Below are 13,053 nucleotides of genomic sequence, written 5' to 3'. Positions count from 1 at the left end.
TGTAAAAAGGAATGATATGAAATATTCTGATGGAAACGAGATAAAAATAGGAGATTGGGTCAAACTATGGGATAATTGTTATGGAATAGTTGTCTGTTTATTAGAAAATAATGAGTATTCAAATGGCTACCCAGAAAACCAATGGAATTATTTAAAATCTGGTGTAGTGATAAAATCAGACAAAATTGGATTAATTCATTACAATAAAGCAGATGAAGATTTGGAGTTGATTTCTCGAATTTCATAGATAAATTAACTATAGTTCATTTATTCTGCCGAGTCATAGATAAAGGCGTTCATCCCGGTATCGTTGTTCTTCCTGTCAGCACGGCGATACATAGGCTTGCAGTCGTCGCACCTCAGAAATCCCAAAAAGTGGAAACTTGGTCTACAGCGCGGGAGCGGGCAAATACGCCTATGACGCCAACGGCAATACTGTTTCCGACGGCAGACACACCTTCGCTTATGATGCCCTGAACCGCTTGGTCTCCGTGTCCGTGAAGAACAAGGTGACGGCCCGGTACACCTATGACGCCTGGAACCGCCGGACCAGCAAGACAGCTGGCGGGCGGACCGTGCATTATCATTATGATCAGGACAGCCGGCTCATCGGGGAAAGTCTTGCCAACGGCACCGTGCTGCGGGAGTATGTGTACCTGCGCGGTGAGCCCGTGGCGCTGCTGGAATACGAGACCCAACCCGGCTGGTATTTTTACGTCACCGACCACCTGGGCACCCCGCAGCAGCTGGTGGATTCCAGAGGAGCCGTGGTCTGGCAGGCCGCCTATCTGCCCTATGGCGAGGCCAAGGTGCTCAAGGCCACAGTGCAGAACAACCTGCGCTTCCCCGGCCAGTACTTCGACGCCGAAACAGGCCTGCACTACAACTGGAACAGGTATTACAACCCGAAGACAGGGAGGTATATCACTGCTGATCCCATCGGCCTGGTCGGCGGGATGAATGTGTATGCATATGCCGAAAATAATCCCATAAACTGGATCGATCCAAAGGGGCTCACAGCTATGGAGTGGGCCATCCCGGCAGCAACCATAATTTCTCAGCTTGACACCCCACTGCCCGGCCCTGCCGATGCTATAGGTGGAGCAATTATCGGAATTGCGCTCCTTTATGATACTTGGCCAGGGATGATGAATGAAAGCAATGAAAGCGATGAAGGTGGAGAGGAATGCGAAGTCCCAACAACCCCTCCTGATGGTTTAGTAGAAAATCCCCATAGACCCGGTAGTTGGGGTGAAATCGGTCCAGACGGAAAATTTGAAGAGAAATGGAGGCGAGATAAAGGCCGCCCAGAAATAAAAAGAGGTCATGGCTCACAAGACCATATTCATGTAAATGGCAGATGGTATCCCATAAAGAAGAAGTGATTGGTCATGAAAGAGATTAATAAAGAAACTATTTATGATTTGCCGGTTCACGATTCTGATTTTTTAGGAATACACATATCACAAAACGACCATGGTGTAACAGATCTGAGTTTGGATGTTATATTTTGTAAAGATGAGCTCGAAAAATTATCCGATTATTCGGATTTTATTTCTACCGAAGGCTATACAACCTTTGCGTTTATCGGGTGTGATTGGATTGCTGTTGATATATTTTGTAATAGAATTCAAAGAGATTCTATCGATTTTATCGATTTCAAACAAGACACTCCTGAGTTGAAAAAATATAGCGCTCAAGATAGAGCAATACATGTAGTAATTTTCTTTACAAGTGGGACAAAAATAGAATGCATTGCCCAAAATGCAACGCTAAAATCATACAACAAGTATTAAATATGTCGCTTTTTATTTTTTAGGAGCTCTTTTTTCATAGATATACTAAATATTTTATGATTTTTTTGATATTATTGCGTTTCTCTATTAGTATACACTTATTCTTGAGCGTAAAATGCTAAAAATATTTCCTTTCATCGAAACATGCACTGTGAAGTGACATGAATTCTGAAAAAATATTTTTTCCAGTATTCCACTCAATAGGAATGGAGTATTTTAAATTTCATCTGTAATAATGAAAGCAAAATATTATCTACCTGTTCTAGCAGTAATTTTATGCATGATGTCAGTTTGGTGGAAAGATGCTCTAATGGATATGCTTCAATATCATAGAATTGCAGATATATTTTTATTTTTCATACTAGGGATATCATCAAGTTTATCTGGATACTTAATATTAATTTTTATTCTTATATTATTTAGATAGTGTCGTCAAACTATGAATAATCTGGTAAAATCTCTTCATGCATAACGGGAGGGGCTATGTACGCACATCGACGACACGATATTTCTGACAGGGTTTGGGAAAACATACAGGCGCATCTCCCCGGCAAAAAGGGGAGCGTTGGTCGCCCGGCCGGAGACAACAGGCTGTTTATTAACGCGGTGTTCTGGATATTGCGGACGGGAGCGCCATGGCGTGATCTGCCTCCTGACCTTGGGGACTGGAAAAATACCCATCGCCGGTTTTGCCGTTGGCGTGACCGGGGTGTTTGGGAAAAACTCCTTGAGGTGCTCATGGCTGAGCCTGACTATGAGTGGCTGATGATTGATGCGAGCCATTGCAAAGTGCATCCCCATGCTGCCGGAGCGGTTGGCGGCAACCAGGCGATGAGCCGTACAAAAGGGGGCTCAACACCAAAATACATCTGGCCGTGGATGCGCATGGTATGCCGCTCAGAGTTGTTGTTACAGAAGGTACCAGAGCTGATTGCAAGGAAGCGTGTGCATTGATTGACGGCTTGAGCGCGGAGATGCTTTTGGCTGATCGCGGAGATGACAGCAATGAACTTATAGACAAGGCTGTTGAGTCCGGCTGCCAGCCCGTCATCCCGCCCAAAAAGAATCGCAGGGAACAGCGCGATTACGACAAAGCTCTGTACCGTGTACGGCACCTGGTCGAGAACGCCTTTCTTCACCTCAAGAGATGGCGTGGCATCGCCACGCGTTATGCAAAACGAAGCCTCTCCTTCCTTGCCGCCGTGCAAATCAGGTGTATCTCGTTGTGGGCAGAAATAATTTGACGGCACTGCCTAGTATCGATGGGCTAAAGTGCTGGATGATTATAACTATATCTTCTTGGGTCATGCCTAGCTGAGTGGATTTTCTCTGAGCATTTTGAGCAGAAGTTTATAACTATCTTCGTTTCTATGGTTAAAGCGAAATTCACATTCTTTCAAATGAAAGTAAAAAGTGTGCTTGGGCAAACCCCTAAAACGAACAAGTCGTGTTTTGGCAAAAGCCCAGAAGCTCTCAATGCCGTTAATGTGTGAGTTTTTATTGGCAAATTCATTGTTGCCATGCTCAACCCGGAAGTGTTTTTGGTAGCCTAGGTCTACGAGACCATCATAGCCGCGCCAGCCATCAGAGTGAATAATGCTTTCAAGTTTCACGCGGCCCCGGATGATCCCTTGGAGGGTGATTTTTGAACAGTCCGGGACAATTTCGGTATAAACGCGACCTTCACGCTTGAATAAGCCGAACACAATGGTTTTGCCCTTGGCTCCTCGGCCTCTGACTCCTTTAACGCGGCGTGCGCCAAAATAGCTTTCATCAACCTCAACTTCGCCTTGAACAGGAGACTCCGCCTCGCAGAACCGGGCAATCCTCTCTCGGAAAGCAGCCAGATAACGGTTCGCGGTATTACGATTTACCCCGGCTATTTCAGCTATCTGCAGGGCATTCAAATCCACGGCAAACAGCTTCACTATTTGTCGGACTTTGGCCTCTGAAATTCTTGAACGCTTCGCATACTTGTTTTTCATTGTCGTGACTAGCCTTATAGTCGAATGGAGACTCATGGACTAGGCATGACCCATCTTCTTTTATTTCTCTTTGTATCCTTTGGGTTATTTCTTTAAAATTGATTGAAATAATGACAATTATATAGGGTCTAGACCATCAGGATAGCATCTGATAGGCTAAAAAGATTTGTAAAAACAGCAAGTTAATTTTACATTTAGGGTCATGCCTAGCTGAGTGGATTTTCTCTGAGCATTTTGAGCAGAAGTTTATAAATATCTTCGTTTCTATGGTTAAAGCGAAATTCACATTCTTTCAAATGAAAGTAAAAAGTGTGCTTGGGCAAACCCCTAAAACGAACAAGTCGTGTTTTGGCAAAAGTCCAGAAGCTCTCAATGCCGTTAATGTGTGAGTTTTTATTGGCAAATTCATTGTTGCCATGCTCAACCCGGAAGTGTTTTTGGTAGCCTAGGTCTACGAGACCATCATAGCCGCGCCAGCCATCAGAGTGAATAATGCTTTCAAGTTTCACGCGGCCCCGGATGATCCCTTGGAGGGTGATTTTTGAACAGTCCGGGACAATTTCGGATAAACGCGACCTTCACGCTTGAATAAGCCGAACACAATGGTTTTGCCCTCGGCTCCTCGGCCTCTGACTCCTTTAACGCGGCGTGCGCCAAAATAGCTTTCATCAACCTCAACTTCGCCTTGAACAGGAGACTCCGCCTCGCAGAACCGGGCAATCCTCTCTCGGAAAGCAGCCAGATAACGGTTCGCGGTATTACGATTTACCCCGGCTATTTCAGCTATCTGCAGGGCATTCAAATCCACGGCAAACAGCTTCACTATTTGTCGGACTTTGGCCTCTGAAATTCTTGAACGCTTCGCATACTTGTTTTTCATTGTCGTGACTAGCCTTATAGTCGAATGGAGACTCATGGACTAGGCATGACCCAATTTTTATATAGAATAAAAATAGAGGATAATAGTATAGACAGGCTAGGCTCAGGCCTCATTAATTGTAAAAATCAGGAAAGTTGGTTAGTTGTGCTCAGGGAGGACGCCATGAGCCAACTTTTCTACCTTTCTGCCGAACAACTGGAGCATATCAAGCCCTTCTTTCCACGTCCACATGGTATTCCGCGGGTCGATGACCGGAAAGTCATAAGCGGCATCATTTATGTCATCAAACATGGCCTGCAGTGGAAAGACGCGCCGCGCGAGTATGGCCCGTACAAGACGCTGTACAATCGTTTTTTGCGTTGGAGCCGGATGGGCGTCTTCAACAATATTTTTACCGAATTGGCAAAAACAGCGGGAAAAGATGGACGATTGATGATCGATGCAACCCACCTCAAGGCGCATCGAACCGCCGCCAGTTTGCTCAAAAAGGGGCTCTTTCCCGCTGCATCGGACGCACAAAGGGCGGTCTGAACTCCAAACTCCATGCCCTTTGCGACGGCCACGGCAGGCCTCTGGCCATGACGCTCACAGAAGGCCAGGTCAGCGACTACAAAGGAGCCGCCCTGCTTATGGACGCCATAGATGCTTTGCCTGAGGCCAGGGAGCTTCTGGCGGACCGTGGTTACGACGCCGACTGGTTCCGTGACGCCCTGTGCGCCAGAGGCATTACGCCCTGCATCCCGCCCAGAAGGAGCCGGAAGAGACCCTGCCCGTACGATAAAGATCTGTATAAACAGCGGCACAAGATCGAGATCATGTTTGGCAGGATCAAGGACTGGCGCAGAATTGCCATGCGTTATGACCGCTGCGCGCATACCTTCTTTTCAGCTCTGTGCCTCGCGGCTTCCGTCATTTTCTATCTCAATTAATGAGGCCTGTGCCTAGGCATGACCCTAAAGCAAAAAGCATGCACAGAAAGTTCCTCATCGCAGGAAGCGAAGCCACGAGGACAGGATACGGAAGATCTCCGGGTCCGCAAGATCAGACGACAGCGCGGAGTCCGGCGACTCTCTCGTTCCTGACGATAAACCATGAAAAAACCCCGCCAAAGGCAGGGTTTCTTCCATCCCATTGGGATTCAGGATGTTTGTCCAAGCAGCTTTTAGTTGGCGCTGGCCTTGAACTCGTCACGTCTGTTCTTGGCCCAGGCGGCTTCGTTTCCACCCTGAACGGCGGGATACTCTTCACCATAGCTGATGATGGACAGTCTGGAGGAACTGATGCCCATCAGCACCAGGAATTCGTAGGCCGCGCGAGCTCTGCGTTCACCCAGAGCCAAGTTGTACTCGTTGGTGCCGCGTTCGTCGCAGTGGCCCTCAATGAGCAGATTCAAAGACGGATTGGCCTTCAGCAGCTCAACCTTTTCGGTCAGAATCTGGCGGGATTCCTGACTCAGCTCGTTGGAGTCGAAGGCAAAATAAATTCTGTCCGCGCTGATTTTTTCAATGGCCTGACGCTGCATTTCCATAAGGCGCTGTGAGTCCATATCTCCGCCCATGCCGCCCTGTCCGGACATGGAGTCGGAACCGGCACCCATGCCGCCCGCAGGCGTGGAGCCTACTTTCTTGGAGCAGCCTCCGGCCAGAGCCAAGCAGAACACCAACACAATCAACCCGAAAACATTCAACTTCCTCATAACTTCCTCCGTTAACACAAAAATTCAAATCCTTGCCACTATTACAATTTCCCCCAGGCCGGCGCCTCTGCATCTCCGGGACCGGTTGGAATCAGAATTGGTTCGTCTCCATGCTTTGTGGTCAGATACAACTGTTTCTTCCCCGATCTGTTGGATGAAAAAGCTATGAAATAACCATCAGGAGACCATGTGGGATCCTCATCACTATTCGGTCCGAAAGTCAACTGGCGTTCCCGCCCCGAGGCGATATCCACCAGAAAAAGCTTGTGATGTCCGTTGACCATCCGTGCGAAAACAACTTGGGAGCCATCCGGGCTGATGCTTGGCCCGGTGTTGTATTTTCCGTTCATGGACACACGCCGGACTTCGCCGGACGCAAGATTCTTCAGAAAGACATGGGGATTTCCCAGCCTGTTGGAGACAAACACCATTTTCTTTCCGGAGCGGTCGAAATCCGCGCCGATATCTATGCCCCAGTTCTCTTCCAGGACACGTCCCACGGAAAGCTGCGGCCTGAGCTCATAAATGTCCGGATTGCCGCGCATGTCGAGACTGATGGCCACCGTTCCCGCATTGGTGAACGCCGGAGCGATCAGGGTATTTCCCGGCAGCCGTACCTTCTGCAGCGATCTGGCTCTCCTGTCCCAGATGCAGAGGTTGTGGAACTTGTTGTCCAGAAAAACAAAGGCCAGCTTCTGGCCGTCATGGGACCAGGCCGGACTGACACAGATGCCGTCGAGGTTGGTCACTTTCTGCAAATTGAGCCCCTGGGCCGTGCACATGTAGATCTGCTTGCGGTTGCCCTCCTTTTTGACAAAGGCCAGATTGGACCGGAAGAAATCGCCGTTTCCGGTGAGAGCTTCCATCAGGTCCGCGCAGAATCTGGCGGCCGCTTCGGGCACCTGCTGGCTCGTGTCCACGCTGTAGCCTTTGCCCACGATAAGCCGCCCAGTGTACACCTCGTACGCGCGCAGTTCCACTTCGCCCACCCCGCCGGGGCGCGGCGCCCAGGCCGCGGTGACCAGCACGTCCGCGCGGGAAAGCTTGAACTTGTTGAAATCGATGCTCTGTCCGGAATATCCGCCGGGATTGGGACCGCCGACAATATCACGGCCGGAAAGCATGGTGAAGAAAGGCAGAAATGCGCAATTCGCGTGAATGCGCTGCTGCAGATCCGCCGGCGCGTTGCCCGGTATGGCGCTCAGGGCTCCTGCGCCGTCTTTGGAAAGAGCCTCCGCGATGAACAGATTGACCCTGGACTGACCCGGGCCGTAAATATCGATATTCAGTGCCCCCGCAGTCGAAGCGGAAACAATTGAAGCGCACAGCGCAATAAAAACGAGAACGGTTCTGATCAAAACAGCCTCCTACTCGTTGTCTGTGTTATAGAAAGTTATGACGATGGTCGTGCCCACGCTTTCGGGCACCCGGGGCAGCCGTTTGGTGTCTTCCACGGCACGTTGCACCGAAGAATCGAAATCCGCCCGGCCCGACCCGCTGAGCTGGCGATAGGACAGAATTTCTCCGGCCCTGTTCAGGCGCAGTTCCAGTCTGGTGGCCAGCACCACGTTGGAAAGCCGGGGAAAACGCCAGTTCTGACGGATGGCCCGGACCACCTGCGTCGCGTACCATTCCTCGATGGTGCCGGAGGATTCGCCCGTTCCGTCTCCGTCCTCGGCGGTTCCGTCACCCTGGCGTCCCCGTCCGGCCACTTCCTTGCCCAGATCGGCCAGCGCGTCTTTCAGGGCATCCTTCGAACCACCCTTGGAGCTTTTGGCTGGCCCGTCGGATTTTCCCTTGGTGCTCTTCGCCGTTTTGCTGGCCTCATTCAAGGCCTGGGCCAGAATATCTTCCTTGCTCTGCGGTTTTTCCGTCTTTTTGGCCGTAGCGTTCTGCGCGGCGGCATCCTTTTTGGCCTCGGCAGCTTTCGGCTCTTCTTTTTTGGCTTCGGTCTTTTCTTTTTCCTTGACCTCGGCCGTCTTGGTCGCATTCACCGTTTCCTGCGGGATGGCCTTGGCCGTATCGGGAGGCGTAGTCTTCTTCTCGGGTTTTTTCTGCTCAGGCAGAGGGTTGGCTTCAGGAGCGGCCTTGGACGGAGGTTTCTTGTACGCGTCCGCCTGCCGCGCCGAGGGCCGGAGCGCGCTTTTTGCTCCGGGCTTGCCCTTGTTCGGCGCCCCGACCAGACTGACCTCGTACATTTTCCTGTCCAAATTGATCTTCACATGGGTTCCGGCGGCAAAATACGCCCCCCCCACAATCACCAGAATGTGGAACACAAGGGAAAGAACCCAGCTTACATGGCGCAACGGACTCGACATCTTGCCTTTATCGCGAAAACCATCTGCCTCACGCCGTCCGGCGTTGCGCAGACAATTCGATGTTAGGGTAAATTCAGCGGGACGCGGAACCGGCTTTGGCCGGGCTCCCGGTGGAAAAAGAACGCCGCTCGCACAGGCCAGGCGCTATTTTTCATCCTCGGGTTCCGCCACCACACCCAGCTTCTGCACGCCGGCGGCCCGGACCTCCGCCATGACCTTGACCACGGTTCCGTAGGCCACGTCCTTGTCGGCCTGGAGATAGAGCAGATTGCCTTTCTCCAGCTCCATCCGCTTCAGATAATTGCCCAGCTCCTCCAGTTTGACTTCGTATTTGTCCAGCTTGATGGTGCCGTCCTTCAGAATCTTCAGCACCACGGTCTCACTGTCTTCCGGGAGTGTTTCCACCGTCTTGGTTTCCGGCAGGTCCACTTCCACGCCCTGGGTCAGCATGGGAGCGGTGACCATGAAGATGATAAGCAGCACCAGCATCACGTCCACAAAAGGCGTGACGTTGATTTCCGCCAGAAAACCCTTTCCGTTCAGCTGCATGGCTACTCACCCCGCTTGTTCATCCACGGCAGTTCGAGCTGGGCGCGATTCAAAAATTCGCTGGCAAAGCATTCCATCTCCGTCTGCACCGTGTTGATCATGCCCAGAAAGGTGTTGTAGGCGATGGTGGCCGGAATGGCCACGGCCAGACCGATGGCGGTGGCCACCAGGGCCTCGGAGATTCCCGGCGCCACGGCGGCCAGTGCGGCCGTCTTCATCTGCCCGATGGCGTGAAAGGAGTTCATGATGCCCCACACCGTCCCGAACAGGCCGATAAACGGTGCGGAATTGGCACAGGTAGCCAGAAAGGCGAGGGATGCGGACATGCTGCCCAGACTTTCGCGCACGCCCTCTTCCAGCACCCGCCGCAAATTGTCTCCGGCCACGCGGAATTTGAGGTTGGGATGGATGACGGACTGCTCCAGACGGCGGAATTCCGTCAGCCCTTTCTTGGCCACGGGGTACAGGATGGAGGATCTTTCTTCCCGCAGGATCTGCACTCCGTCGGCCAGATTGGTCGCGTTCCGGAAGAGGCTCCGTTCGTGAATGGCTTTCCGGCGTCCGAAATGAATCTGGGCGATCTTGAAGAAAATGATGGACCAGCTGATGAGCGACATGAGCAGCAAAAGCCCCATCACGCCCTGTACGACCAGCGTGGCGTTGGAGATCATATCCCAGAGGCCCAGGGACTGCATTCCGCCCAGTTGTGTCCCCGCACCGAGCTGATGAGCGACATCGGGCTGCGTGAGATTCATCTGCTGCACATCGCCGATCTGTGGCACTGTTTCCATGATATATTCACCTTCCGCTTGATTTGATGGGAAATAAAGATCGCATCCCTACAGGGAAAGACAGCGGGACACAAGATTCCAGGCGCACTCGTCCGCCATACGGTACTCTTCGGGAGTCATGCCGCACCCCAGGGCGATTTTGCGCCGCAAATCCCTATCCGTCAGGTCGCGGGGAGCGTGAGCGTCGTTGTTGACCACCACGGCCGCGCCATGCCTGCGGGCCAGGGTCAGCACATGCCCGTTGGTATAGCCGTGCCCGGAACGGGTGGTGATTTCGAGCAGGACCTTTTTTTCCGCCGCCAGACGGACTTCCTCCTCCGTGATCAGCCCCGGATGGGCCAGCACATCCACGCCGGCCTCGATGGCCGCCAGATTCGTGCCGCGTTCCACCGGTTCCACAATGGTTTCCCCGTGAACGACCACGACCTGCGCACCAAGCGCCCTGGCCCGGCGCGTCTCCTGTTCCACAAGACCCGGCGGCACGTGGGTCAGTTCCACTCCGGCGATGATGGTCAGATCCATATACGCCGAGTACTCGCGCGCCATGGCGGATATCCTCGGCACTATCAGCTCCAGATTGGAAGCGTCCGCGTGGTCGGTAATGGCGATGGCCCGATACCCGGCGACCTTGGCCCGCCGGGCCAGCTCCGCCGGAAGCAGTTCGCCGTCGCTGAATATGGTATGCGTATGCAGGTCTATCATCACATTTTATATTTGATGTCGTCGAGACTGTACCGGGACAGAATTTCCGTCCATTTCTCACTGTCCTCGCCCTTCAGTTCCTCCTGGAATCCGCCCTTTTGCAGGTTTTTGTTCAGGGCGATGACCTCCTCCGCCACCCGGATGGGTGCTTCCGCGCGAAGAGCCAGAGCGATGGAATCCGAAGGCCGGCAGTCCACCCGCCGCTCTTCCCCGCCGATAGTGAGCACCAGTTCCGCATAGTAGGTGCCTTCGTGGATGGACACGATTTCCACCGCCTCCAGCCTGGCGGCCAGTTTCTTCAGGACATTGAGCATCAGGTCGTGAGTCATGGGCCTGGGCACGGCGACCTTGTTCAGGGTCATGGAAATGGACATGGCCTCCAGCGCGCCGATCCAGATAGGAAAAATCACATCCTCCGCCTTGTCCTTGAGAATGAGGATGGGCATCTGGGAGTCCTCGTCCAGGGCCAGCCCGAAAACAATCATTTCTACCATGCGGCACCTCGCATCTCGCCCGTCAGCGAGTGTTTCTTCGCCCCCAGAATGACCACTTCAGCCATTTTCCCAGTCAGTCCGGTTCCCGAGTGTGGAAAATTGACGATCCGTCCGCCCTCGTCCCGGCCGCGCCAGAATGCGCCGCGGCCATCCTGCATTCTGCTCGGACCTTCCACCAGCACCAGCGCCCGGCGGCCCACCTGGGCCAGCAAATCTTCCGCCGTGATGCGGTTTTGCACCTCCTGGAGCACTTCCAGACGTCTGGCCTTTTCCTCTTCCGGCACCTTGAAATCCATCTTTTCGGCACGCACGCCCGGCCGGTCCGAATATTTGAAGGAAAAGGCCGAGATGAAACGCACTTCTTCCAGCAGCGACAGCGTTTCCTCGAAATCCCGCACGGTCTCTCCGGGAAAACCCACGATGATATCCGTGCTGAGCGCGATGTGCGGACAAGCCGCACGCAAATCCCGTACAATGCCCATGTAGCGCTCGCGGGTATATTTGCGGCCCATGGCCGCCAGTATGGAGTCGGCGCCGGACTGCGCGGGCAGATGCAGCTGCGGGCTCAGGTTGGACAGGGTGCGGAACGCCTCGATCACTTCCGGGGCGATATCTTTGGGATGCGATGTGGTGAACTTCAGGCGCAACAGGCCGGGAACGGCCGCGACGCGATGGAGCAGTCCGGCAAAGGTGGTGCCGTCGCCACGCCGGTCCTGCCCGTAACTGTTCACGTTCTGACCGAGCAGAGTCAGTTCGCGGGCTCCCCGGCGCACCAGAGACTCACATTCGGCCACCACGGCATCGGCGGTGCGGGATTTCTGCCGTCCGCGGGTAAACGGCACAATGCAGTAGGCGCAGAAATTGTCACACCCCTGCATGATGTTCACGAAAGCCTGAGCGCCGACATTTCCGGACCCGGCCGGCTCCCGCTCCGGATAGTGATCCAGAAAGTCCAGCAGGCTGACCCGCAGCCCGGCATCCAGCGCCAGACGCTCCAGAGTCTGAGGCACCATGCCCGTGCCGTCGGTGCCGAAGATCAGCCGTACGAAGGGAAACCGCCGCCAGAATTCCTCGCCCACCTGCTGCGCCACACAGCCGCCCACAGCCGCAAAGACTTCCGGGTTCCTGTCTGCGTACTCCTTGAGCCGCCCAAGCAGGGAGTACACCTTCTGCTCGGGCTTTTCACGGACGCTGCATGTGGTCACCACGAAAACCTGCGCCTCTTCCTCGGCGGCCGGCATCCATCCGCGGGCCACCAGGGAACGGGTCAGCCAGTCCGAGTCCGCAACATTCATCTGGCACCCGAAAGTCAATATATGAAAGCGCACGTCCAGCAGGTCTCCGATCTGATATTCGCGGGAAAGGCTCCTCTGCCCCATGGCCCGGCGGCTCTCAAAAGCCATCACGGGCGGCGGGCACCCGCGCCTCTGCTATGAATCTTTGTTCCGCGACGTCAACTTTTTTCCGGCGACGTTTCCTCGCGGATCCAGCGCAGAAACGGTTCATGCCCATCCACAAGAGGCACACCCACAATGCACGGCACCTCGTACGGGTGCAGCCCGGCCACGCATTCCGTCAATGCCGCGAAAGACGCCCGCGTGGTCTTGACCAGAAGAACCACTTCGCTGCCGCTTTGCACCTCCGCGTTCCACCAGTACATGGATTCCATGCCGGGCAGAATGTTCACGCACGCGGCCAGACGCCGCTCCACCACGGCGCGCCCGATCCGGCGGGCTGTCTCCATATCCGGGACCGTCACATATGCCAGCACGCACTCCATGTGTTCCTCCAGAATTCTCTTCCATCGCGCCGCATAAACTGCACGCAGGCTCACAAAAAATA

General features: G+C 53.6%; 16 protein-coding genes and 1 pseudogene. 6 read left to right on the top strand and 11 right to left on the bottom strand.

Annotated elements, in window-relative coordinates:
* Positions 1-16 precede the first annotated feature (16 nt).
* The 4 genes from AXF15_RS14010 to AXF15_RS13500 all read left to right on the top strand — a co-directional run bounded on the left by AXF15_RS14010 (position 17) and on the right by AXF15_RS13500 (position 3,040).
* Positions 17-247: a hypothetical protein gene (locus AXF15_RS14010; RefSeq protein WP_151192323.1), complete on the top strand. Its 231-nt coding sequence runs from the start codon at positions 17-19 to the stop codon at positions 245-247.
* A 136-nt stretch (positions 248-383) separates the two neighbouring features.
* Entirely contained in the window at positions 384-1,385 is a 1,002-nt protein-coding gene (locus AXF15_RS14745; RefSeq protein ID WP_066605579.1) for an RHS repeat domain-containing protein, read from the top strand.
* Positions 1,386-1,391: 6 nt separating this feature from the next.
* Positions 1,392-1,796, top strand: a complete 405-nt coding sequence (locus AXF15_RS07720) for a hypothetical protein (RefSeq protein WP_151192322.1) — start codon at positions 1,392-1,394, stop codon at positions 1,794-1,796.
* A 483-nt stretch (positions 1,797-2,279) separates the two neighbouring features.
* Positions 2,280-3,040, top strand: a protein-coding gene (locus AXF15_RS13500; RefSeq protein ID WP_151192321.1) for an IS5 family transposase whose coding sequence is annotated in 2 segments (ribosomal slippage) — positions 2,280-2,637 and positions 2,637-3,040 — 762 coding nt in all. Because the reading frame shifts where the segments join, the coding sequence is not laid out codon by codon here.
* Between the two features lie 66 nt (positions 3,041-3,106).
* Here AXF15_RS13500 and AXF15_RS07705 read toward each other — a convergent pair.
* The gene (locus tag AXF15_RS07705; protein WP_066602895.1) at positions 3,107-3,781 is read right to left on the bottom strand and encodes an IS1595-like element ISDeor2 family transposase; all 675 of its coding nucleotides are present in this window, start codon (positions 3,779-3,781) and stop codon (positions 3,107-3,109) included.
* Positions 3,782-3,987: 206 nt separating this feature from the next.
* Positions 3,988-4,661 (bottom strand): annotated as a pseudogene (locus AXF15_RS07700) (IS1595-like element ISDeor2 family transposase).
* Between the two features lie 162 nt (positions 4,662-4,823).
* Here AXF15_RS07700 and AXF15_RS14545 point away from each other — a divergent pair.
* Both AXF15_RS14545 and AXF15_RS13495 read left to right on the top strand, forming a co-directional pair.
* The gene (locus tag AXF15_RS14545; protein ID WP_066608822.1) at positions 4,824-5,192 is read left to right on the top strand and encodes an IS5 family transposase; all 369 of its coding nucleotides are present in this window, start codon (positions 4,824-4,826) and stop codon (positions 5,190-5,192) included.
* Complete coding sequence (locus tag AXF15_RS13495) at positions 5,090-5,590, top strand: IS5 family transposase (RefSeq protein ID WP_236884852.1); 501 nt, start codon at positions 5,090-5,092, stop codon at positions 5,588-5,590. Before AXF15_RS14545 ends, AXF15_RS13495 begins: the two co-directional genes overlap by 103 nt.
* 233 nt (positions 5,591-5,823) lie before the next feature.
* Here AXF15_RS13495 and pal read toward each other — a convergent pair whose 3' ends face one another.
* The 9 genes from pal to cutA form a co-directional block, all read right to left on the bottom strand.
* A complete protein-coding gene (gene pal / locus AXF15_RS07685; protein WP_083517932.1) occupies positions 5,824-6,357 on the bottom strand; it encodes a peptidoglycan-associated lipoprotein Pal in 534 nt (177 codons plus the stop codon).
* Between the two features lie 41 nt (positions 6,358-6,398).
* A complete protein-coding gene (locus tag AXF15_RS07680; protein ID WP_066605570.1) occupies positions 6,399-7,715 on the bottom strand; it encodes a PD40 domain-containing protein in 1,317 nt (438 codons plus the stop codon).
* A gap of 9 nt (positions 7,716-7,724) precedes the next feature.
* Positions 7,725-8,579: an energy transducer TonB gene (locus tag AXF15_RS07675; protein WP_169793625.1), complete on the bottom strand. Its 855-nt coding sequence runs from the start codon at positions 8,577-8,579 to the stop codon at positions 7,725-7,727.
* A 240-nt stretch (positions 8,580-8,819) separates the two neighbouring features.
* Positions 8,820-9,224: an ExbD/TolR family protein gene (locus tag AXF15_RS07670; RefSeq protein ID WP_066605567.1), complete on the bottom strand. Its 405-nt coding sequence runs from the start codon at positions 9,222-9,224 to the stop codon at positions 8,820-8,822.
* A 2-nt stretch (positions 9,225-9,226) separates the two neighbouring features.
* The gene (locus AXF15_RS07665; RefSeq protein WP_083517930.1) at positions 9,227-10,015 is read right to left on the bottom strand and encodes a MotA/TolQ/ExbB proton channel family protein; all 789 of its coding nucleotides are present in this window, start codon (positions 10,013-10,015) and stop codon (positions 9,227-9,229) included.
* Between the two features lie 48 nt (positions 10,016-10,063).
* Complete coding sequence (locus tag AXF15_RS07660; RefSeq protein ID WP_066605566.1) at positions 10,064-10,717, bottom strand: histidinol phosphate phosphatase domain-containing protein; 654 nt, start codon at positions 10,715-10,717, stop codon at positions 10,064-10,066.
* Positions 10,717-11,211 carry a bifunctional nuclease family protein gene (locus AXF15_RS07655; protein WP_066605564.1) on the bottom strand — a complete coding sequence of 165 codons (495 nt, stop codon included), beginning with the start codon at positions 11,209-11,211 and terminating at the stop codon, positions 10,717-10,719. The genes AXF15_RS07660 and AXF15_RS07655 overlap by 1 nt, the downstream gene beginning before the upstream one ends.
* Positions 11,205-12,590, bottom strand: a complete 1,386-nt coding sequence (miaB, locus tag AXF15_RS07650) for a tRNA (N6-isopentenyl adenosine(37)-C2)-methylthiotransferase MiaB (RefSeq protein WP_066608815.1) — start codon at positions 12,588-12,590, stop codon at positions 11,205-11,207. Before miaB ends, AXF15_RS07655 begins: the two co-directional genes overlap by 7 nt.
* Positions 12,591-12,664: 74 nt before the next feature.
* On the bottom strand, positions 12,665-12,991 hold the full coding sequence (gene cutA / locus AXF15_RS07645; RefSeq protein WP_066605561.1) for a divalent-cation tolerance protein CutA: 327 nt from the start codon (positions 12,989-12,991) through the stop codon (positions 12,665-12,667).
* Between the last annotated feature and the right edge of the window lie 62 nt (positions 12,992-13,053).

The sequence above is a fragment of the Desulfomicrobium orale DSM 12838 genome (genome assembly GCF_001553625.1).
Taxonomy (GTDB): Bacteria; Desulfobacterota; Desulfovibrionia; order Desulfovibrionales; family Desulfomicrobiaceae; genus Desulfomicrobium; species Desulfomicrobium orale.
Note: the sequence above shows the minus strand (reverse complement) of the source record. Positions and strands in the feature narration are given on the sequence as shown.